Origin of the sequence: Bacillus sp. NPDC077411 (assembly GCF_044543425.1) — a bacterium.
Classification (GTDB): domain Bacteria; phylum Bacillota; class Bacilli; order Bacillales; family Bacillaceae_G; genus Bacillus_A; species Bacillus_A bruguierae.
In genome coordinates this window covers 40672-63348 of record NZ_JBITWA010000001.1, presented here as the reverse complement: position 1 = coordinate 63348, position 22677 = coordinate 40672, and the positions used below count along the sequence as shown (strand labels likewise).

Below are 22677 nucleotides of genomic sequence, written 5' to 3'. Positions count from 1 at the left end.
GAGAAAGTGAAGATGAAGATTGCCTTAATTGCCCATGATAAAAAGAAAAATGATATGGTCTCGTTTACGTATGCCTACCAGCCTATTTTAGAGAAACATATGTTGTTTGCAACAGGAACGACAGGTCTTCGAATTATGGAGGCAACAGGTATGTCTGTGACAAGATATCAATCTGGTCCGCTTGGTGGAGATCAAGAAATTGGTGCAATGATTGCAAAAAACGATTTAGACATGGTGATCTTCTTCCGTGATCCGTTGACATCACAGCCACATGAACCTGATGTGAATGCACTTCTTCGTTTATGTGATGTGTATTCCATTCCACTTGCAACGAATATGGCAAGTGCGGAGCTTTTAATGCATGCATTAGAGCGCGGTGATTTAGATTATCGAAAGCTATGAAAACGAGGGGAATAACATGAGCGGATTACATATTTTAGCTTTCGGCGCCCATGCCGATGATGTTGAAATCGGTATGGCGGGCACGATTGCAAAATATACGAAACAAGGATATAAAGTGGGGATTTGTGATTTAACCGAGGCAAATCTTTCTTCCAATGGAACGGTGGAACTGAGAAAACAGGAAGCGATGAAAGCAGCTCGCATACTTGGTGTACAGGAACGTTTGAACTTAGCGATACCAGACCGAGGTCTTTATATGAAGGAAGAGTATATTCAAGAGATTGTGAAGATCATCCGTACATATAAACCGCAGCTTGTCTTCGTACCATTTTATGAAGATCGGCATCCAGATCATGCAAACTGTGCAAAACTTGTAGAAGAAGCTATATTTTCAGCAGGAATTCGTAAATATATGCCGGAATTTCCTGCGCATCGGATACAATCACTCTATTTCTACATGATTAATGGTTTTCATAAACCGGATTTTTGTATTAATATCAGTTCTTATATTTCTGATAAGATTGCTGCTCTAGAAGCGTATGAAAGTCAGTTTACAAAAGGACCAGACGGTGTGATTACTCCGTTGACGGAAGGATATGTAGAGACAGTTGTAGCACGGGAGAAAATGTTTGGAAAAGAAGTTGGCGTGAAGTATGCAGAAGGGTTTATGAGCAAAAAATCAATTCTATTAGATGAAGATTTAATAGGGGGAGAAAAATGAAATTAAAAATAGGGATTACTTGTTATCCTTCTGTTGGCGGTTCTGGAGTGGTTGGAACGGAATTAGGGAAATTATTAGCGGAGCGCGGACATGAAATTCATTTTATTACATCAGGATTGCCATTTCGTTTAAATAAAGTGTATCCGAATATTTATTTTCATGAAGTGACAGTGAATCAATATTCTGTTTTTCAATACCCTCCGTATGACTTAGCGTTAGCGAGTAAAATGGCAGAAGTAGCGCAGAGAGAAAAGTTAGATATAGTGCATGTACATTACGCAATTCCACATGCGATTTGTGCATATTTGGCGAAGCAAATGATTGGAGAGAACGTTAAAATTGTCACGACATTGCATGGAACAGACATTACCATATTAGGATCTGATCCTTCTCTCAATAATTTAATTCGTTTTGGCATTGAACAATCTGATGTTGTGACGGCTGTATCACATTCACTTATTGAAGAAACGTATGATTTAATAAGAACACAAAAAGAAATTCAAACAGTTTATAATTTTATTGACGAGCGTGTGTATTTTCAGCGAGATATGTCACAGTTACGAAAAGAATATGGTATACAAGAAGACGAAAAAGTATTAATTCATATTTCGAACTTTCGTAAGGTAAAGCGTGTTCATGATGTCGTGAAATCATTTGCGCTCATTGTAAAACAAGTAAAAGCGAAATTATTACTTGTTGGTGATGGTCCTGAGTTTTGTACGATTGTTCAGCTTGTGAAGCATTTAGGAATTGAGGACAGGGTCTTATTTCTAGGAAAACAAGATAATGTAGCAGAACTCCTGGCAATGAGCGAACTCATGCTGCTGTTGTCTGAAAAAGAAAGTTTTGGACTCGTATTACTGGAAGCAATGGCGTGCGGTGTCCCTTGTATTGGTACACGTACTGGGGGAATCCCTGAAGTCATTCAGCATGGAGAAACGGGATACATATGTGAAGTAGGAGATGCAGAAGGCGCCTCGCAGCAAGCAATACAGCTTCTTCAAGATGATGCATTACATGCTAAAATGGCCAAGCGTTCCATGCAAGTGGCGTATGAGCAATTTGGCTCAGAAAAGATTGTTTCGCAATATGAAGCAATTTATTATGACATATTAAGGGATGACAAACATGAAACGATTTAAACAAGCGTCTTCAGTTATTAAGACGTTAACAGAGAACGGCTTTGAAGCATATTTTGTAGGTGGGAGCGTGCGCGATTCTATCATTGGTAGACCAATTGGTGATATCGATATTGCGACATCTGCTTTGCCAGAAGATGTAATGCGTCTATTTCCGCGGCACGTTCCTGTTGGAATTGAACACGGGACGGTTATTGTTTTACATGAAGATATTCCATATGAAGTAACAACGTTTCGAACAGAAGGTGACTATGAAGATTTTCGGCGTCCAACGAGCGTACAATTTGTTCGCTCGTTGAATGAAGATTTGCAACGCAGGGATTTTACAATGAATGCAATTGCGATGAAAGAAACGGGAGAAATAGTTGATTTATTTGGCGGACAAGAAGCAATTGTTAAGAAGGAAATTGCAACTGTTGGAAACCCAGTCGACCGCTTTCAAGAGGATGCCCTTCGAATGATGCGCGGTATTCGCTTTGTTAGTACACTAGGTTTTACCTTAGAAGAAGGAACGAAACAAGCCATTATAGAATACGGACATTTACTGGAACATATCGCAATTGAAAGAATTGCAGTTGAATTTGAAAAGTTACTTGTCGGTACACATTGTGCAAAAGCGCTTCAGTTATTGGTAGAAACAAAATTATATGAGCACTTACCTTATTTACAAATGTGCGGGGACTTCATCTCAAAAGCAGCGGAACATGATTGGAGCTTTTTTAAAAATGACATTGAAGCATGGGCGTTCTTTCTATATTGCGTTAGGGAAGAACATCCATCTGTTTTTTTACGACAATGGAAATTTTCGAATAAAAAAATAAAGGAAATTGTATCCGTTTTATTATATGTAAAAGCGCGAGAAAAACAAGAGTGGGATGCATGTTTATTATATAAAGCTGGGAAAGATGTTGCCGTTATGGCAGAGCGCGTATATGAAGGAATCATGAATACATATTTACATTCGAATGTTGAGCATATAGGGAAAGTATATGATGATTTACCAATTTGTAATCGTCAACAATTGCAAGTCAGCGGGAATGATTTATTATCATGGTCAAAGGAACAGGCAGGACCGTGGGTTGCTAATGTACTGCAAAAAATTGAAGAAGAAGTCGTATATGGACGATTAAAAAATGAGAAAGAGTGTATAAAGGAGTGGCTGCATAGATGCAATCTGCTATAAGAAAACAGTTATTGCAAATCTTTTCTGAAGCTAATGGTGAATTTCTATCGGGACAAACGATTAGCGAGAAGCTTGGATGCTCAAGAACAGCCGTATGGAAACATATGGAGGTTCTTAGGGAAGAAGGATATGAGCTAGAGGCTGTACGACGCCTAGGTTATCGCATTGCAAGTAAACCGGACAAAGTAACGGCAAATGAAATTCAGCTTGGTTTACAAACAGAGTTTTTAGGCAGAACGGTATACTTTGAAGAGTCGGTAACATCTACACAGCAAATCGCAGCTCGTCTTGCTTATGAAGGAGCGGCTGAAGGAACGATTGTTGTTGCAGAGGAGCAAACAGCAGGTCGTGGCCGATTAAGCAGAAAATGGCATTCACCAAAAGGGACAGGAATTTGGATGAGTGTTATTTTACGCCCAACAGTTCCGATTCATCAAGCACCGCAATTAACATTGTTAGCTGCTGTTAGCGTAGCGCAGGCAATTGAAAAATGCACAAATCTTTCCGTCGGCATTAAATGGCCGAATGATATTTTAATTAATGGGAAGAAAGTTGTTGGCATTTTAACAGAAATGCAAGCAGATCCTGATAAAATTAATGCTGTTATTATTGGAATTGGCATTAATGTGAATCAAAAGCAAGAACATTTTTCTGAAGATATCCAGCACATTGCCACCTCTTTAGCAATTGAATCCGGAAAAACGATTGTACGAGCTGAACTTATGCAGCAAATTTTCTTACAGATGGAAAAGCTATATAAAGAATATTTAGAACGTGGTTTTTCAGTTATTAAGCTTCTTTGGGAGAGTTACGCTGTGAGTATCGGAAAAGAAATTACAGCGCGTACGATGACAAATACAATTATGGGAATTGCAAAAGGGATTACGGCTGATGGTGTCCTTATACTTGAAGATCAAGACGGGGTCGTACATCATATTCATTCCGCTGATATTGAAGTAAAGTAAAACGCTGAACAGCTATTTTTCACTTCTTTTCTTTGGTGATTATGAAAAACGAAGTCTCATTGTTCATTAAATTAGCATCAATATATAGCCCTTTGCTTAAAAAGAAGCGAAGGGCTATTGTATGTGAAAAAATGATTTTCTTTTTTAGAAAAGTATAGCAATTATGTTTTGCTATTTGTTATAATAAGGGCGAATATGGGCAGTATCAATAGGAACTGCACCGCTATGTGGGAAAATCAAAATAAACATGTGGTTCTGCCTTGATCCAAAATAGGACTGGGACAGAGGGATGAATATTGCCGAATGATACTACCCTTCTGCCTTTTTATGGTCAGAAGGGTTTTTTATATGTTTTTTCATCCGGTCATCTCCTCTCTCCAGGTACAGGAGGAGAAATTTGTGAAAACTGTGACGGATTTTTTGAAAATGAAAGAACAAAATGAGCCGATTGCGATGGTAACTGCGTATGATTATCCATCAGCAAAGTTTGCTGATGAAGCAGAAGTTGATATGATTTTAGTTGGAGACTCACTTGGAATGGTTGTGCTCGGCTATGACTCAACAATTCCAGTAACAGTTGATGATATGATTCATCATACAAAAGCAGTGCGCCGCGGTGCAAAAAATACATTTGTTGTAACGGATATGCCATTTATGTCTTATCATGTTTCACTGCAAGAAACGATGCATAACGCACGCCGCATTGTACAAGAAAGCGGGGCGCACGCTGTAAAAGTTGAAGGAGCAGATGAAGTTGTATCAATCATTCGTTTCCTTACGAATGCAGGTATTCCAGTTGTAGCTCATCTCGGATTAACTCCGCAATCTGTCGGTGTGCTAGGTGGCTACAAAGTGCAGGGGAAAGATGCAGAAAGTGCGAAAAAATTACTTGAAGATGCGAAAAAATGTGAAGAGGCAGGAGCAATTGCACTTGTATTAGAGTGTGTACCGATGCAATTAGCGGAACTTGTAACAAATCAACTATTGATTCCGACTATCGGTATTGGCGCTGGTAATAAAACAGATGGTCAAGTTCTTGTCTATCACGATCTGATTACGTATGGTGTGAATCGTGTTCCGAAATTTGTGAAGCAATATACGTCTGTACAAGAAGAAATTGTAAGAGGAATTGGACAATATGTTCATGAAGTGAAGCTGAGACAATTTCCAGAGAAAGCACATTCGTTTACGATGAAAGAAGAAGAATGCTTAGCGTTATACGGAGGAAAACAGTAATGAATATTCTTACAACAGTGCAAGAGATGCAGCAAATCGCAAGTGAGCTTCGTGCGAGCGGGAAAAAGGTTGGATTCGTTCCAACGATGGGATATTTGCATGAAGGGCATTTGACGTTACTGAGACAAGCGAAAAAAGAAAATGATATTGTCATGTTAAGTATATTTGTAAATCCGTTGCAATTTGGACCGAATGAAGATTTGGACCGTTATCCGCGTGATCTTGAGCGTGATGAGCGTTTAGCGCGTGAAGTAGAAGTAGATTATTTATTTTATCCAAGTGTCAAAGAAATGTATCCCACGCAGCGAACAACGAATATTGAAGTCATGAAGCGCACGGATGTTTTATGCGGAAAGCAGCGACCTGGTCATTTTGCTGGCGTTGTAACGGTATTGATGAAACTTTTCAATATTACAATGCCAAATCGTGCGTATTTTGGGATGAAAGACGCACAGCAAGTAGCAGTTATTGAGGGATTTGTTGCTGATTATAATATTCCTGTTACAATTGTGCCAGTTGATATTGTAAGGGAAGAAGATGGGGTAGCACGCAGTTCTCGTAACGTCTACTTATCAGAAAGGGAACGCCAAGAAGCACCGCATTTATATAAAAGTTTATGTATAGCGAAAGAGCAAATCGCTAAAGGAGAACGTAGTCCAGAAAAGATTACGCACTTTATTAAAGAATATATTGAAATGAATACGCATGGTGTTGTCGATTATGCTGATATATATGCGTATCCAGATTTAACTGAGGCCCAGCAAATAAACGGACGCACGATCATTGCAATCGCTGTAAAGTTTGAAAATGCACGACTAATTGATAATATAACATTTACGGTTCAATAAGGGGGAGCAACTATGTTTCGTACAATGATGAGAGCGAAGTTACACCGTGCTACAGTAACGGAAGCAAATTTAAATTATGTAGGAAGTATTACAATTGATGAAGATTTAATGGATGCAGTAGGGATTGTGGAAAATGAGAAAGTACAAATTGTGAACAATAATAATGGTGCACGTTTAGAAACATATGTTATAAAAGGAGAACGCGGTACGGGTGTTATTTGTTTAAATGGTGCAGCTGCCCGCCTTGTTCAACCGGGGGATAAAGTTATTATTATTTGTTACGGACTAGTTTCAGAAGAGAAGGTACTAACACATATCCCGAAAATTGCTGTTTTAGATGATAATAATCAAATTGTGGAAATGCTTGGAGCGGAAAAAGCAGGCACGATTTTATAATGTATAAGAAAAGCTATCTCTGCAAAAGGGATAGCTTTTCTTATGGGAAAGCAAAATCATTTCATTTTTCGTATCTTTCCATTAAGATGAGGGAAAACGTGGTATAGTAACACTATAGAAATTTTGTTGTGCAAAGGTAAGAAATTGAGGTGTCATTGATGAGTAAGCGTTATGTCGTAGTCGATTTAGAAACGACAGGGAATGCCTGGAAAGATGGGAAAGATAGAATTACTCAAATTGCAGCAGTTGTTGTAGAGGATGGAGAAATTCTTGAAATTTTCTCTTCTTTTGTAAACCCCGAACGGGACATTCCACCATTTATTACAGAATTGACGGGGATTGATGAAACACTTGTGAGACAAGCTCCGTTATTCCGAGATGTGGCGCCGATGATTATTGAACTATTACAAGGTGCGTACTTTGTTGCGCATAACGTTCATTTTGATTGGAATTTTTTGAAAGAAGAATTACGGCAAGCTGGATTCTCAGAAGTAACATGCTCGAAAATTGATACAGTTGAACTGGCACATATTTTATTGCCGACAGCTGACAGTTATAAATTACGTGATTTAGCAAAAAGATATGGTTTCGACCATGATCAGCCCCATCGTGCTGATAGTGATGCAATGGTGACAGCAGAGATATTTTTACAATTACTTTCTAAAATGGAAAGCTTGCCACTCGTTACGTTGCAATCGCTATATGAATTAAGTGATATGTTTCAAAGTAACATTGGAGATATTATGTCTGCATGTATTTTGAATAAAATGATACATGGGTCAGATGATGAGAAACAATATGACATTTATAGAAATATTGCTTTAGGTCAACGTAATTATACATTGCAAATTGGAGATGATTCTCCTACTGATTTTTCTTCTTTTCTAACTGAAACGATGCAGCGTTTGAGGGAAGTAATGCCGTCTTTTGAAAAAAGAGAAGGGCAGCAAATTATGATAAATGAGGTTTACGAAGCGCTTCGAGACTCTCGTTTTTCGTTAATTGAAGCGGGAACAGGTACGGGGAAAACATTAGCATATTTACTTCCTAGTATTTTTTATGCGAAAGAAAAAGAACAGCCAGTAGTCATAAGCACACAAACCGTGCAGTTGCAGCAACAAATTTTAGCAAAGGAAATTCCATTGCTGAAAACAATACTTCCGTTTCCGTTTGAAGTAGCAATGTTAAAAGGAAGAAAGCATTATTTGTGTCTACATAAATTTGAGCATGCATTGGGTGAAATTGAAAACAATTATGATAATGCATTAACGAAAGCGAAAATTTTAGTATGGCTCCTTGATACAGAAACAGGAGATCGAGATGAGTTGAATATTCCAGCTGGCGGGAAGCTATTGTGGGAGCGAATTTGCAGTGATGCTCATAGTCCAAGTAGGATGCAAAGTGCGTGGTTTAGCCGCTGTTTTTATCAACGTGCAAAAAATAAAGCATTGTTTGCAGATGTTGTAGTCACAAATCACACTTTGTTATTTCAGGATTTTGTAAGTGAAGAACCATTGCTTGCTTCATGTGAACATATTATTTTTGATGAAGCGCACCATCTTGAAGAAACGGCAAGTAGGGCGTTAGGAGAGCAATTTTCTTGCATGTATTTTCAACTCGTTTTATCACGATTTGGTACGTTAGAAACACCTAATGTGTTAACTAAAGTGTATGACATGATGAAACAATCGCAAATTGCTGTACGCTCTACTTTTCAAACGATTAATCATATGTTAAAAGAAATAAAATTTGATGCAGATGAGCTCTTTCATATGCTGCGTACGTTTATATTTCAAAAAACAAAGCAGGAACATGCCACTGGAAATATACCGCTTATGTATCGTTATCATGCGAATAAAGAAAGAGGAAAGCTTTGGCGTAGTATTGTTGAATTAACAGACCGTTTTGTACACCAGTTAGGGCGAGTACTTACGTTATTGGAAAAACAAGGTGAGATGTTGCAAAAGCAAAGTGAATGGGACATGCATATGATTACGGGAGAGTTTGTGCGTCTTACTGAAATGCTTTCTAAAATGACCCAATCTTTACGGACGCTTATTTTAGAAGAAACGAGTCATGTGACATGGATGGAGGCTGAAACGAAAGGAACCATTCATTCGACTATTCTATACGCACAGCCAGTTCATATTAGTGATTTATTTGCTGATCAATTTTTGGCACGAAAACGAAGCGTTATTTTTACTTCAGCCACTTTAACTGTAAATGATACGTTTGATTATATAGAAGCAGAGCTTGGGTTAGAGGACTTTACACCAAATACAGTAACGATTCCATCACCATTTCATTATGAAGAGAAAGTAAAGTTAATGGTTTCAACAGATGTTCCTCATATTAAACATGTAAGTGAAGAAGAGTATGTAAGAGCAGTTTCTAAGCATATTATGAAAATTGCGGAAACTACAGATGGCCGAATGCTTGTTTTATTTACATCATATGAAATGTTAAAAGAGGTATTTGAAGTGTTGAAGAAGGCAGATGAATTAGAAGAATTTCTTTTACTAACACAAAGTGTTCATAACCGTAGTCGCAGCCGAATGATTAGAAAGTTTCAAGAGTTTGAAAAGGCCATTTTATTAGGGACAAGCAGCTTTTGGGAAGGGATTGACATACCAGGAGAAGCGTTAAGTTGTCTTGTCATTGTGCGGCTTCCGTTCACATCACCGCATCATCCAATGATGCAAGCAAAAAGTGAACGATTAAAAGAAAAGGGAGAAGATCCATTTACACAGCTTGCTCTTCCGCAAGCAATTCTTCGTTTTAAACAGGGGTTCGGACGTCTTATTCGTACAACAGCGGATACAGGAACAGTGTTTGTGTTAGATCGTCGTCTTACTGCATCTTTTTATGGAAGACGATTTCTTCAGTCGATTCCAAGCATTCCATTGTATGAAGGACCATTAGACGAATTAATCGAAAAAATGGTGTAAGAGTGAAATTTTCATCATGGGATAAAGTGATTAGTAAAAGTTAACGCCTGAAGCAAATTTGCTTCAGGCGTAACATGTGGGTAGGAGGAATTTTTATTTTTTCTTACATTAGATGTAGAAATACAATGGTTTTCTACTTCAAACCTTTTTTTGAAGAACATGTCCTGCTATAATAGATGGGTGATGAAGCAGGGTTTGTAAAGAATGTACCCTTATTGTAACCGCAATGCGTTCTTCTATAATTAGAAATTTTGTGTAACGGAGGAGTTTTCATGGAGAAGAAAATTGAAGTATTATCAACGACGCGTCTGACATACTCGTCGGATTTATATAAGGTTGTTGATAGTTTAAATCGAACACTAAAAGAAAAAGATCTCATGTTCGGATTAGCATTAGACGAGAATGAAAAAGAGACAGCAATATTTACGATTTACAGAACGTAGTGATACAATGAAAAAGTGGATTTTGGCAATTTTTATTGTAATCGTTGCAGTTGTTTTATACGGGGGGCACATTTATAATACGACTATGGAGAAGAAAATTCCGAAAGAATCGAAAACAGTTGAGATTGCAAAGGAAAAAGCAAAACTCACAAAAGTGACAAAAATCGATTATTATAACGGTCAAACTCCATATGAAGTTGTACAAGGTGTGAATGAAAAAGGAGAACAATATATCGTTTGGGTGCCTGAGAAAAAAGGAGATATTCTAGTGCGAAAAGCAAGCGAAGGTATCTCTGAAAAAGAAGCATTGCAAATTGTTGCGAAGGAGCGAAAGCCAAAGCAATTTGTCAAAGCAAAATTAGGCGCTGAAAACAATGTTCCATTATGGGAAGTTACATATATTGATGATGAAAATCGTTATACTTACTATTATCTTGCATTTCAAGATGGTAAGTTTTTAAAGCGATATAGTATTGAAAAATAAGTGCAGGGGGAACTCAGGATGAGATTAGCAAAGCGAGTAGCTGCTCTAACACCATCTTCAACGTTAGAAATTACAGCAAAGGCACAAGCGTTAAAAGCGGAAGGACATGATGTGATTGGCTTAGGAGCAGGGGAGCCTGACTTTAATACGCCAGCACATATTATAGATGCTGCTTATAAAGCAATGTTAGAAGGTTATACAAAATATACACCAACAGGTGGATTAGCTGCGCTAAAACAAGAAATTATTAAAAAATTCGAGCGTGACCAAGGCTTATCTTATGAACCATCTCAAATTATTGTTTGTAACGGTGCAAAACACGCTTTATATACATTGTTTCAAGTATTACTTGATGAAGGTGATGAAGTTATTATTCCAACTCCGTATTGGGTAAGCTATCCAGAGCAAGTGAAGCTTGCAGGTGGTGAGCCGATATATGTAGATGGTTTGGAAGAAAATCATTACAAAATTACACCGGAGCAATTACGTCAAGTAATTACGGAGAAAACGAAAGCTGTAATTATTAACTCACCTAGCAACCCAACAGGGATGATTTATAGTAAAGAAGAGTTGCAGCAGCTTGGGAAAGTATGCTTAGAACATGACATTTTAATCGTTTCTGATGAAATTTATGAGAAATTAATTTATGGCGAGGCAGAGTATACATCAATTGCTCAGCTTTCTAACGAATTACAAGAACAGACGCTGATTATTAACGGTGTATCAAAATCGCATTCGATGACAGGATGGCGCATTGGCTATGCAGCAGGTAATAAAGAACTCATTAAGGCAATGACGAACTTAGCGAGTCACAGTACGTCAAACCCTACTTCAATTGCGCAGTACGGAACGATTGCTGCTTATGCTGGAGATCAACAACCTGTAGAAATGATGCGCAGAGCATTTGAAGAGCGATTAAATATCGTGTATGATAAGTTGATTCAAATTCCTGGGTTCTCTTGTATTAAACCACAAGGAGCGTTCTATTTGTTCCCAAATGTAAAAGAAGCAGTCGCATTAGCTGGTTATGAGACAGTTGATGAATGGGCAAAAGCATTGTTAGAAGAAGAAAAAGTTGCTCTCGTTCCAGGAACAGGATTCGGAGCACCGAACAATGTTCGTTTATCATATGCAACTTCACTTGAACAATTGGAGAAAGCATTAGAACGTATCCATACATTTATGAATAGCAAAATGAAAGGCTAAGTGTAGTTCTTTCATTTCAACTTCTGCCAACTGTTTACTTGATAAGAGTAGGCAGTTCAAATGATACCTCCCTATATGAAAGGGAGGTTTTTTTGACGAATTGTGTCAAAAAGAAATATAAGAAGGTGTGTTATACTAGAAAGCGAGGTGTTTAAGTATGAAGAAGAAAATCATGTTGGAGTGGTTTGAACAAGGTAGTATTGCAATTCCAAAATTATTAATGATGCATTACAAAAAACTTGGTTTAAATGAAATTGAGTTTATGGTATTGTTGCATGTCCATACATTTTTAGAATCGGGAAACTCTTTCCCCACACCAGGAGAAATTGCAGAGCGGATGACCATTACACAAACAAAGTGTATGGAAATTATTCAAACGTTAATTCAAAAAGGTTTTTTAGCGTTAGAAGGAGGACGGAAATCTGCAGAAATGATTTGTGAAAGTTACTCACTACAGCCTCTTTGGGAAAAAATATTACATTTTTTAATGAATGAAAACATTGAAGAGGAAGAGCGAGAACAAAAACAATTACAAATAAACTTATATACAGTATTTGAGCATGAATTTGGCAGACCCTTATCTCCGTTTGAGTGTGAGACGTTAGCGATGTGGCAAGATCAAGATCATCATGATCCACTTTTAATTCAAACTGCCCTTCGTGAAGCCGTTATGAGCGGAAAATTGAACTTTCGTTATATTGATCGTATATTGTTTGAATGGAAGAAGAACGGAATTAAAACGGTGGATCAAGCACAGAATCAAGGGCGGAAATTTAGAGAAAATCAACAGCGGAATCAGCAAGTATCACGTCAAGAAACGAAGTATACTGGAAAAGTGCCATTTTATAATTGGCTAGAGCAGTAATGGTAGGAGGAAATAATGCTAAATAAAACACAAATTAGACATTGTCTTGATGTAATGGGAGAGATGTACCCAGAAGCGCATTGTGAACTGAATCATGACAACGCATTTGAACTTGTTATTGCGGTTGCCCTATCTGCACAGTGCACAGATGTTCTTGTAAATAAAGTAACAAAAAGTTTATTTCAGAAATATAAAACACCAGAAGATTATTTAAAGGTATCTTTAGAAGAATTGCAGCAAGATATTCGCTCTATTGGTTTGTACAGAAATAAAGCAAAAAATATTCAAAAGCTATGTCGTATGCTGATCGATGAATATGACGGAGAGGTGCCGCAAGATAGAGATGAATTAACGAAGTTACCAGGTGTAGGAAGAAAAACAGCAAACGTCGTTGTCTCTGTTGCATTTGGAGTTCCAGCAATTGCAGTTGATACGCACGTAGAGCGCGTTAGTAAACGACTTGCTTTTTGTAAATGGAAAGATTCTGTACTAGAAGTAGAGAAGACGCTCATGAAGAAAGTCCCGATGGAAGAGTGGGGCGTGACACATCATCGCATGATTTTCTTTGGACGTTATCATTGTAAAGCTCAGCGTCCTCAGTGCGAAGAATGCAAGTTGCTAGATTTATGTCGTGAAGGTAAGAAGCGCATGAGAGAGAAGGAAAAGAAATGAAGAAAGTACTTGAAATACCGAATCATTTTCAGTGCATCCCTTTCTTTGAAGAAGAGACTGTTATTGAATACAATGCAGAGAAATCATTTGGAGAGCTTTTAGAAGAGACGTGTTTTTTCTTTGATATTGAGCAGGGATATAAGCCATGGAATGAGATAGAAATGAGCATTCCTACTGTATTAGGCTTATGGAAAGAACAAAAAGAAGAGATTTCTATGTTATTTCGAAATCGAAACAAAAAAGAAGCGAAAGATCCGATGGTGCGGTTTGCAGGACATCTTTTATCTATTTTACACTGGATGAATGGAACACCTGTTGGCAGTTTACAGGATATGAAGGAACAAATGGAAAGGCTAGAACAAAAGCCAGTTAACTTTATGGAGCGCTTTTTGTTTATTATGAAACAGCCAGATCATTATCATTCTTTTATTCAACTGACACAGTTATATGAAGAATTGGAAAAATTATATGTAAGAGTACTCATTATGCAAAAGAAGCCATCTTCTCGGTAGAGAAAATGGCTTCTTTTTTATTAATGTGTAGGTGATGGATTCGGACTCGGATTTGGGTTCGGGTTCGGAGGATTTGGAGTGGTTCCTCCGCCCGGTGTGGTATTTCCGTTATTTTGATTTTGGTTTTGGTTTTGGTCTTGATTTTGTTTATCTTGTTCAGCTTTCTTCTTAGCATCATCTTCAGCTTTTTTCCTAGCGTCATCTTCAGCTTTCTTAGCATCATCTTCAGCTTTTTTCTTAGCGTCATCTTCAGCTTTCTTCTTAGCTGCGTCTTCCTCAGTGTTTTTCTTAGTATCACCACCAGGCACTACTACTGTTGCAGTTGTTGCGTCACTAGAACTACCGCTCTTTTTCGCAACAAGAGTGATGGTATAAGTAACACCAGGTTTTACGCCGCTAATTGTTGCGCTCGTACCACTCATTTTTGGACTGCCACTAGACCCGTCACTACCTTTATAGCTTAGAGAGTATGATACGTCTGAATCAGATGAAGCGGCCCAACTTAATGCAATAGCCTGCGATGCAGCATCATATGATGCATTTAGTCCAGCTGGTGCATCTACATTAATTTTTGGAACATCATCTTTTTTCGCACCTTTAACATAAAGTTCGTTATTAATCCGTTCTACACTACTTGGCATTTCAAAACGAGCTGTATCACTTCCAAATTCACTCATCATCGCTTTAAACATACGCTGTGCGATAGGTGATGAATTTTTGTCAATATAGCCTTCGCTTTGTTTATTATATCCTGTCCATACAGCCATTGTATATTGTGGTGTATAGCCTGCAAACCAACTATCAGGACTTGCGGAAGCAGGGAAATCATACTTAAGTAAATCTTTAGCGTCATAGTTTGTTGTCCCTGTTTTACCAGCAACGTCTAATGAAGGAATATTTGCTGCTTTACCAGTACCATTATTCACAACACTACGCATCATATCAGTAACCATATATGCCGTAGAATCTTTCATTACTCGTTTTCCTTTTGGTGTAAAGTTTACTTCTTTTCCATCAGGATAGACAACTTTTGTGATGAAGTGTGGTTTATGATATACACCGCCACTTGCGAATGATGCATATGCTCCTGCAACTGTAAGAGGAGAAGAGTGATTACTACCAATTGCTGTTGATTCTACCGCACCATCTGATCCAAATGTAAAGCCAAGTCCTTCTGAAAAAGCTTGTGCTTTATCTTTTCCGACTGCATTCGCAATTTTTACAGCTGGAACGTTACGTGATTGTGCTAATGCATCACGCATTGACATCATGCCTTTATGACCGTTGTCAAAATTTCGAACCTCTTGTCCTGTTGAATATTTATAAGGTGAATCGTCAACTTGATGATATGTGGACCACTGCTTATATTCAACAGCAGGACCGTAGTCAAAGATTGGTTTCATTGTTGAACCAACTTGACGCTGCATGTCAATAGCCATATTTTGGCCTTTAAATGTTGCTTTATTTTCACCGCGTCCGCTACCGAGTGCACGAACTTCACCAGTTTCCGTATCCATAAATACGAATGCACCCTGGAATTTTTCATCCGGGTAATTAATGATTTCTTCTGTGTTCAACATTTTATCTGCAAAATCTTGAGCTTTTGTATCTAATGTTAGATGGATACTAAGACCATCAGAACCAATGTTCACATCTTTATCTTCTGCTTCAAGTTCTTTTATGGCAGCATCTATAAATCCTTGATAAGGCATTTGCGTTGCTTCTTGAGCTGGCTTAAGACCTTCTGTTACCGGAATTTTCTTTGCATCTTCCATCTCTTGTTTTGTAATATAGCCATGTCTATTCATTAAATATAATACAGTGTTGCGTCGTTCTGTAGCAGCTTTCACATTTTGTGGCTTTGTAGGATCATAATTATTAGGACCTTGTGGTAATCCCGCCAGCATTGCTGCTTCGTTTAATTTTAAATCTTTTAAATCTTTCCCGTAATAATTTTGCGCAGCAGCTGCAATTCCGTAAGAACGGTTACCTAAGTTAATTTTGTTTAAGTACATTTCTAAAATTTCATGTTTTGAATATTGCTGCTCTAGTTTGTAAGCTAAATACCATTCTTGTACTTTACGCTTCGTTGTTTTTTGCATTGTTAAGAAATAGTTTTTAATAACTTGCTGTGTAATGGTACTACCACCTTGAGAACCAAAATCACCTGTTACGTTTTCGAAGATCGCTTTGGCAGTCCGCTTAAAATCAATCCCATTGTGCTCGTAAAAGCGAGAATCCTCTGTAGCTAGGAAGGCACTTTCTACTACTTTTGGAATTTGATCATATGTGACATTTGTTCGCTTCTCAGCACCATATTCATATATGAATTTTCCGTCTTTATCATAAAATTTTGTTGATAATGGATTTACAAGTTTTGCTTTATCTAGTTTTGGAGCATCTTTTACCATAACAAAGAAAGCAGAAACTCCCGCTACTAGTGTCACAATACCGATTAATAAGCAAGCGATTAGAAATTTACGTAGAAAAGAACTCTTTTTCTTTGGTTGCTCTTTTTTAGAATGTTCTTTTTTCTGTTTTTGAACTTGTTTTCGTTCTTCACGAGAACGATAATTTTCTGACATTATACTTTCTCCTACCTTTCATTTTCTCCCCAAAAGTCGAAAAATGAGCCTTATTGTTGACTCTATCATGAAAAATAAAGTGTGTCTAGTGTATGAATATAATCAATGCGAGGGTGATAACCGCATTGTAATAAATATCCATATTCTTCTATTTCTTCTTTTGTAATGGATTTACGCCCACCAGCTTCTTGTCGATCCCAAAATGTAATGATATGTTTTGCTTCCAATAAATAAAATTCATCGTAAAGAGTAAATTTAATAATAACAAATGCAATTCCGCTATGAGCTAATACTTCCTTCATATGCTTGATTTGATGAAGGTGAAAGTTTTGCAAAGGAAAGCTCGTTTTATTTCTCGTTTCTTTCGCTTCAAAATCAATGTACTTGCCTTTGTATACACCGTTGTAATCAGTTGTAGAAGGTTGTTTAAAGTACGCTTCTTTAATTACGGCAGCGCTTCGTTTTGGATAATCGACTTTTACGATTTGAAGAGGGGTCGGCTTTTTATGCACACAAGCAATATTGTGAGTTAAATAGTATTGATTTGTTTCATTCAGCTCCTCTTCAAGGGACATTCCCCTGTTACTATAAGTATGTTTTCTGATAGGTGACAGGTTGTGAGTTGGTTGAGTTTGCGTATACTTTCTTCCGTTTGGGTAACGAATGGTCATATTTTGTCCACTCCAAATTGCATAGAATCACTTACAAAGGTGATTATATCAAAAAAAATAAAAAATAGGCTATTTTTTTAAATAGATACGAGGTGAGATTATTTTGTGTGCACAAAGTACATATGAAAAAATAAAACAAGAAAGGAAAGTTTCTTCTTATACGAATGAAGAAAAAGAGCTTATCAGCCATATTCAGCAACAGACGATTCTTGCGAATGCTGATAACATTTCACGTACGAAAGCTTATCAGAGGTATTATGAATGTAATAAAGAAATTCGTTGGTCGTTTTTAGCGAGTATGGTGTCTCGAAATGCAGGCTGGAATATGACAGATTTAGAAGGAAAATATTATCCAAAAGTTTTATCTAAGGAGATACGTAAACAATTATTTCTTACATATGAACGTGCCAATTGGCTTATTTTTTTAGATGCGTACCCACAGTTGTTATTGTACGAATATAGTAAACGAATGAAAAAGTCCTTGTTTCATTTATTACAAATGTTTTCTGTTTCGGTATTTATGGAAGGAGAATGGTCTCGCTTTTGGCATCAAAAAAATGAAGAAAGACTTATGACAGCTCTTATTATTAATGAACAATGTATCATTCAAAAACCTATAATTGAGCATCCTTTTTATCAAAAGCACATTTTTCAAACATTAATGTTTAAATTTCAGGAGTTATTTCATTTTAGTGCAGTAATATTTCCGACAATAACTGGGGAATTATACGGTTTTTCTGTACATCAATTTGAAACATTAACAAAGAGAATTGAGTTAGGAAAACGATTATCATGGTTGTTGTTTCATCCAACTTATAAGGAGTTCTTTTATACATTTTCTTCTCAAACAGTTCACACGGGATCAAGATTCGATTATGAACAATATTTTATTTTATCTAAGGAACAAAATACGCCGCAGCTTCGTGATGTATTTTCTGTTGTTTTTCATCACCGTAAGGCAGAGAAAGATTGGTTTCAGACAGGAGTTGATGTAGAAAAGCTGTTTTTATTTGAAGAACCGAAAGAAGAAGTTGAAATGACAGAATGGTTTTTACATAAACAGAAGCAATTACATTTCTTTGCCTCATTAAATAGCCTCTTTTAGCATGGGATATTTAGAAAAGAGAGAGCAGAATGTCTGTATTTCAATAAAGTAAGGTTATGATATAATAAAAAAATCCCGCTTTGTGGAAAGCGGGATTTAAACCAACTGTAAGAGCCCGGTTGATAAGAAGTGTGAGCGGGAAGGAAAGCAAACCACCCGTAAAAGCCCGATTGGTTCAACTAACCTTTCATGGGAAAAGCGTCCATGAAAGGAAGTTTCACTTTACCCCGCTCAAACGGTTGGTAAGAAGTATGAGCGGGAAGGAAAGCAAACCAAACCACCCGTAAGAGCCCGATTGGTTCAACTAACCTTTCATGGGAAAGGCGTCCATGAAAGGAAGTTTCACTTTACCCCGCTCAAACGGTTGGTAAGAAGTGTGAGCGGAAAGCAAACCACCCGTAAGAGCGATTGGTTCAACTAACCTTTCATGGGAAAGACGTCCATGAAAGGAAGTTTCACTTTATGTCGCAGGGAAATTTGGACCGTCTAATTTTGGATTTCCTGTTTCTGGTTTATTTTGTTTGTTTTGAGGTTGTTTTTTATTGTTTTCATTTTTGTTTTTAGCCAATGTCGACACCTCCCTTTCGTATTGTTGCCACTTTCATAAACTTCATACAAAAAATCACTTTCTTTGCCGAATTACAACTAGTTTTGTCAAGCACGCAGGAGTAAAAACAGGGCTGGCGAATTAACATGACAAAGAAAAAGCAAAGAGGGAGGCGTATTGAAGATGAAAATGGTTCAGAAAGAAGATGTAATGAAAAAGATGGATCAGATGTTAAATACTCTTGATTTGCTTGAAATGAACGTGTCGCTTAGGGTTGATCATGCGCTTAAGGATAAAAGAGAATTTATAGTTAATAAAGTAGAGGTAATGGAAATGCATATGAAGCATATGGAAACGAAATTATTGAATCATAAAGAGAAAGGTAACTGGGTACAAACGTTTCAAGTAGTAGCCGTTAGTATATAAGTGGGTGGGAATAGTGGAAGATATAATATTGATTGAATTAACAAAAAAACTAATTGAGTATAATGACGAAACCATTATAAAAAAAAGAGCAAGTGAAGAATGTGAACTTGACTTTTATCAGGATATAAAGCCATTCGTATCTATAGTGGATCAAAACTTAGAAGAGTGGAAACAACTTGCTTCGGATTGGTTGCAGCGTACAAGGCCTAAATACATACATGTACAGCAAATTGAACAAGTATGTACAAATTTACAAAATAATTCTTTACAGTGCTTTGCCAAGAAAATGAATGGAAAACGTTTTTTTGAAACGCATCAAGCAATTCATTATACATTACAAAATATTTTAGAACAATGTAAGTAATAAGAGGGGAAAGCCCCTCTTATTTTTATGCTTCTGTTATAATATCTTTTTCTGTTTCGTAAGTTGGTTTTGTAGCCCCTATTGCTTCTAATTCACGTATTACACTTCTATACTGTGATAAACAAATTCTCCCTTGTAGGTAAGAATGTCTTGCAAAATCAAGTAACTCATTCAAATCTTCAGGTTCATACCCCTTTTTTACGATGAATTCTTGTTTTAAATCCCCTAATACCATGTTGATTCCTCCCCCATAAGAATCTTTTCTATTTAATGGTAGCATACAAACGCTTACTTTTTTATTTTTCGAAAATTTAAATTTCTTCAAAATTATGGTTTGTATTACATTATCTCGCTATTCGTGGTAGTAAGCACCGTATTTCAAACTTTTAGTGAAAGAAAAAAGCAGAGGATAACTGCTAACATGTTGAGATCCTCTCAGTGGTAGATAACGCACTTCCCATCAAATTTTTCAACTTATAGGATAATTACACATTTTCTTTTTGATTTCATATTCTAACTATATAGAAAACCGTTAGAGGAGGGAGAATGCATGTTTCAACATTCTAACATGTATCAGAATGAGCAAGACCCATACTTACGCTATAACATGTATCAGAATGAACAAGACCCATACTTACGTTATAATATGTATCCTTTTATGCCTTACTATATGAATTACAATAATTATTTTCAACCTTTTCAACTTCCGCATATGAATCAGCCGATGTTTTATCCACCGAAACAACCTATTCAATCTTCTTTTCATCCACATACACCATATCCAATGATGAATAAACAAAACTATACCAAACAACAGCCAAGTCAATTTTCTAGTTTGATGTCGCAGTTTAAAACATCTGATGGAAACTATGACATTAATAAAATGATGGGTACTGCAGGCCAAATGATGAATACAATGAACCAAATTACCGGTATCGTTAAACAAGTAGGGGGCTTTTTTATGAAATGAAATTAATCTGTCATAGACGCTTTTTCCATGAAAGGTTAGTTGAACAAATAGAGCTCATACGGGGAGTTTTTTTGAGTCCTTTATATAGGAAGATATGTGTAAAAGGTTAAAGGAGAATGTTTTAAAACATTTTAATATATGGAGATTAACAAATGTAAAATTTTGCATATGAAATGTCGTAAAAAATAGTTGTTCGGACCTCCTATCCATTTTACAATGACAGTAGCATTAAAAATATAATGTATGGAGAGGGCGAATGTGAAGAAAGTTATCTTACTTTTGTTTTTTGTCATGATTACATTAACTGTTTTTATTTTCACAAACTTCAAACAATTTTTATAGACAAATTTCCAGTATACAAATAGGTGTTTGTAACAAACGGCTTTTACTCTTTTCACATATTGTAAAATGTAAGGTTATTTTCAATTTGTGAGAGGGGAGAAACACTATGTATCATTGTCATCCTTGTTTTGGAGGACTGAGCCCAGTTACAACAACACCTCCAGTTGTGTGTCCGACAAAATGTTGTGAAACACACACATTTTCAAAAACGGTTGTACCTTATATCCATCCAACGCATATGAAACACGTTCACCATCAAGTAGTACAGGCGCAACATTATTTTCCACAAACACAATCTAACGTGAATGTTATACAACCTGCTCCTCCAACTTTTGTTGGAGGGTTTGGTGGACCTGGCCCTGGAGTTGGAGGGTTTGGCGGACCTGGCCCTGGAGTTGGAGGATTTGGTGGACCTGGTCCTGGAGTTGGAGGATTTGGCGGACCTGGCCCTGGAGTTGGAGGATTCGGCGGATGTGCCCCATGCGGTCCACAAATATCACCATTTGGTCCGAATGTGAGCCCAGCTGTATCACCAGCACCTAACATGGGACCAAATGTAGGTGGCATGTTTAAAAAGTAAGTGCTATGCTAGAACTAGCAAATTGCTAGTTCTTTTTTTTGAAAGGAAAAGGGGCGTTTTATATTGAAAGTTGTAGCTGTTACAGGATATAAACCATTTGAACTGGGTCTTTTTTCAAATGAACATCCCGGTGTGGAATACATAAAAAAAGCGGTGCAAAAAAGATTACTTTCTTTGTTAGAAGAAGGATTAGAATGGGTAATTATTAGTGGGCAATTAGGAGTAGAGTTATGGACAGCTGAAGTAGTCTTTGATTTGCAATTGGAATACCCAGATTTAAAATTAGCTATATTTACCCCTTTTTTAGAGCAGGAAGAAAATTGGAAAGAAAATAATAGGGAATATTACGAATTCATTCTTTCGCAAGCGGATCATGTAGATAGTATAACAAAGCGAAAGTATGAAAGCCCGGAGCAATTCCGTTTAAAAAATCAATTTTTTATTGAAAAAAGTGATGCCCTGCTTGCTATGTATGATGAAGAAAAACCAGGAAGTCCTAAATATATGGTGGAAATAGGAAGGAAAAAAGCAGAAACACAAAATTATCAATGTTATTTCATACTTTTTTCTGATTTACAAGATATAATAGAAGAAGAGCAGTGGAATAAAGATATATGATTGACAAAATGGACTGTTTCTGAAAAAATTTAAGTAATGAAAGTTTTGGTAAAGAGACTTGAGGTGGAATGAATGATTTCTGATAAAATTAAGTTAACAGCAAAAGATATTTTAGAAAAAGAGTTTAAAACGGGAATGCGAGGATATCAACAAGAAGAAGTTGATAAGTTTTTAGATCTAATTATTAAGGACTATGAAGCATTTCATAAGGAAGTTGAGCAATTAAAGCAACAGAATGCTCGTTTACAACAAGAATTGGAAGAACAAAAACAAAAAGCATTGAGTGTACAAGTACAACCAACGCCATCTCCAATTTCTACTCCACAACCAGTATATAACAATACAAATACAGACATTTTAAAACGTCTGTCGAATTTGGAGAAAGCTGTATTTGGAAGTAAATTGTACGAGTAATGGAAGAGAATAAATAAGTTCGCAGCATTTTCCGT

At 36.8% G+C, this 22677-nt stretch carries 25 protein-coding genes; 22 read left to right on the top strand and 3 right to left on the bottom strand.

Going from position 1 to position 22677, the window contains the following annotated elements:
- The first annotated feature begins 12 nt into the window (after positions 1-12).
- The 15 genes from mgsA to ACIGHG_RS00215 all read left to right on the top strand — a co-directional run bounded on the left by mgsA (position 13) and on the right by ACIGHG_RS00215 (position 14020).
- Positions 13-402: a methylglyoxal synthase gene (gene mgsA, locus ACIGHG_RS00285; RefSeq protein WP_396546624.1), complete on the top strand. Its 390-nt coding sequence runs from the start codon at positions 13-15 to the stop codon at positions 400-402.
- 16 nt (positions 403-418) lie between these two features.
- Entirely contained in the window at positions 419-1123 is a 705-nt protein-coding gene (gene bshB1 / locus ACIGHG_RS00280) for a bacillithiol biosynthesis deacetylase BshB1 (protein WP_396546622.1), read from the top strand.
- Positions 1120-2265, top strand: a complete 1146-nt coding sequence (gene bshA / locus ACIGHG_RS00275; protein ID WP_396546620.1) for an N-acetyl-alpha-D-glucosaminyl L-malate synthase BshA — start codon at positions 1120-1122, stop codon at positions 2263-2265. Before bshB1 ends, bshA begins: the two co-directional genes overlap by 4 nt.
- The gene (locus ACIGHG_RS00270) at positions 2252-3445 is read left to right on the top strand and encodes a CCA tRNA nucleotidyltransferase (protein ID WP_396546618.1); all 1194 of its coding nucleotides are present in this window, start codon (positions 2252-2254) and stop codon (positions 3443-3445) included. The genes bshA and ACIGHG_RS00270 overlap by 14 nt, the downstream gene beginning before the upstream one ends.
- Positions 3430-4410, top strand: coding sequence for a biotin--[acetyl-CoA-carboxylase] ligase (locus tag ACIGHG_RS00265; protein ID WP_396546616.1), 981 nt, complete (start codon positions 3430-3432; stop codon positions 4408-4410). Before ACIGHG_RS00270 ends, ACIGHG_RS00265 begins: the two co-directional genes overlap by 16 nt.
- Positions 4411-4809: 399 nt before the next feature.
- Positions 4810-5646: a 3-methyl-2-oxobutanoate hydroxymethyltransferase gene (panB, locus tag ACIGHG_RS00260; RefSeq protein WP_336471652.1), complete on the top strand. Its 837-nt coding sequence runs from the start codon at positions 4810-4812 to the stop codon at positions 5644-5646.
- Positions 5646-6494: a pantoate--beta-alanine ligase gene (gene panC / locus ACIGHG_RS00255; RefSeq protein ID WP_396546614.1), complete on the top strand. Its 849-nt coding sequence runs from the start codon at positions 5646-5648 to the stop codon at positions 6492-6494. Before panB ends, panC begins: the two co-directional genes overlap by 1 nt.
- Positions 6495-6506: 12 nt before the next feature.
- Positions 6507-6890, top strand: a complete 384-nt coding sequence (panD, locus tag ACIGHG_RS00250; RefSeq protein WP_090912506.1) for an aspartate 1-decarboxylase — start codon at positions 6507-6509, stop codon at positions 6888-6890.
- 158 nt (positions 6891-7048) lie between these two features.
- A complete protein-coding gene (gene dinG / locus ACIGHG_RS00245; RefSeq protein WP_396546612.1) occupies positions 7049-9838 on the top strand; it encodes an ATP-dependent DNA helicase DinG in 2790 nt (929 codons plus the stop codon).
- A gap of 272 nt (positions 9839-10110) precedes the next feature.
- Positions 10111-10281, top strand: a complete 171-nt coding sequence (locus ACIGHG_RS00240) for a YpmA family protein (protein WP_081904925.1) — start codon at positions 10111-10113, stop codon at positions 10279-10281.
- Between the two features lie 7 nt (positions 10282-10288).
- Entirely contained in the window at positions 10289-10765 is a 477-nt protein-coding gene (locus ACIGHG_RS00235; RefSeq protein WP_336471811.1) for a cell wall elongation regulator TseB-like domain-containing protein, read from the top strand.
- Between the two features lie 18 nt (positions 10766-10783).
- The gene (locus ACIGHG_RS00230) at positions 10784-11971 is read left to right on the top strand and encodes a pyridoxal phosphate-dependent aminotransferase (RefSeq protein ID WP_396546609.1); all 1188 of its coding nucleotides are present in this window, start codon (positions 10784-10786) and stop codon (positions 11969-11971) included.
- A 157-nt stretch (positions 11972-12128) separates the two neighbouring features.
- Positions 12129-12836, top strand: coding sequence for a DNA replication protein DnaD (gene dnaD / locus ACIGHG_RS00225; protein WP_396546607.1), 708 nt, complete (start codon positions 12129-12131; stop codon positions 12834-12836).
- Positions 12837-12851: 15 nt separating this feature from the next.
- Positions 12852-13508, top strand: coding sequence for an endonuclease III (gene nth, locus ACIGHG_RS00220; protein WP_090912496.1), 657 nt, complete (start codon positions 12852-12854; stop codon positions 13506-13508).
- The gene (locus ACIGHG_RS00215) at positions 13505-14020 is read left to right on the top strand and encodes a YpoC family protein (RefSeq protein WP_396546605.1); all 516 of its coding nucleotides are present in this window, start codon (positions 13505-13507) and stop codon (positions 14018-14020) included. Before nth ends, ACIGHG_RS00215 begins: the two co-directional genes overlap by 4 nt.
- Positions 14021-14040: 20 nt before the next feature.
- On the opposite strand, the gene ACIGHG_RS00210 is transcribed toward ACIGHG_RS00215, so the two are convergent.
- Both ACIGHG_RS00210 and recU read right to left on the bottom strand, forming a co-directional pair.
- Positions 14041-16605 (bottom strand): PBP1A family penicillin-binding protein, encoded by a 2565-nt coding sequence (locus ACIGHG_RS00210; RefSeq protein ID WP_396546603.1) that lies wholly within the window; start codon positions 16603-16605, stop codon positions 14041-14043.
- A gap of 65 nt (positions 16606-16670) precedes the next feature.
- The gene (gene recU, locus ACIGHG_RS00205; RefSeq protein ID WP_090912490.1) at positions 16671-17276 is read right to left on the bottom strand and encodes a Holliday junction resolvase RecU; all 606 of its coding nucleotides are present in this window, start codon (positions 17274-17276) and stop codon (positions 16671-16673) included.
- Between the two features lie 103 nt (positions 17277-17379).
- On the opposite strand from recU, the gene ACIGHG_RS00200 reads away from it, so the two are divergent.
- The 3 genes from ACIGHG_RS00200 (at position 17380) to ACIGHG_RS00190 (ending at position 19718) form a co-directional block, all read left to right on the top strand.
- Entirely contained in the window at positions 17380-18381 is a 1002-nt protein-coding gene (locus ACIGHG_RS00200; protein ID WP_396546601.1) for a DUF2515 domain-containing protein, read from the top strand.
- Between the two features lie 730 nt (positions 18382-19111).
- On the top strand, positions 19112-19354 hold the full coding sequence (locus tag ACIGHG_RS00195) for a hypothetical protein (protein WP_090912486.1): 243 nt from the start codon (positions 19112-19114) through the stop codon (positions 19352-19354).
- Positions 19355-19367: 13 nt separating this feature from the next.
- Positions 19368-19718 carry a YppE family protein gene (locus ACIGHG_RS00190; RefSeq protein WP_396546599.1) on the top strand — a complete coding sequence of 117 codons (351 nt, stop codon included), beginning with the start codon at positions 19368-19370 and terminating at the stop codon, positions 19716-19718.
- A gap of 25 nt (positions 19719-19743) precedes the next feature.
- Here the strand turns inward: ACIGHG_RS00190 and ACIGHG_RS00185 are convergent, their stop codons facing one another.
- Entirely contained in the window at positions 19744-19953 is a 210-nt protein-coding gene (locus ACIGHG_RS00185) for a YppF family protein (protein ID WP_090912482.1), read from the bottom strand.
- A gap of 315 nt (positions 19954-20268) precedes the next feature.
- Between ACIGHG_RS00185 and ACIGHG_RS00180 the strand changes: the two genes are divergently transcribed.
- The 4 genes from ACIGHG_RS00180 to gpsB all read left to right on the top strand — a co-directional run bounded on the left by ACIGHG_RS00180 (position 20269) and on the right by gpsB (position 22642).
- Positions 20269-20688, top strand: a complete 420-nt coding sequence (locus ACIGHG_RS00180; RefSeq protein ID WP_336471661.1) for a YppG family protein — start codon at positions 20269-20271, stop codon at positions 20686-20688.
- A 448-nt stretch (positions 20689-21136) separates the two neighbouring features.
- Positions 21137-21610, top strand: coding sequence for a CotD family spore coat protein (locus ACIGHG_RS00175; protein ID WP_336471662.1), 474 nt, complete (start codon positions 21137-21139; stop codon positions 21608-21610).
- 63 nt (positions 21611-21673) lie between these two features.
- Entirely contained in the window at positions 21674-22228 is a 555-nt protein-coding gene (locus ACIGHG_RS00170) for an SLOG family protein (RefSeq protein ID WP_336471663.1), read from the top strand.
- 72 nt (positions 22229-22300) lie between these two features.
- On the top strand, positions 22301-22642 hold the full coding sequence (gene gpsB / locus ACIGHG_RS00165) for a cell division regulator GpsB (protein WP_090912474.1): 342 nt from the start codon (positions 22301-22303) through the stop codon (positions 22640-22642).
- The last annotated feature ends 35 nt before the right edge of the window (positions 22643-22677 follow it).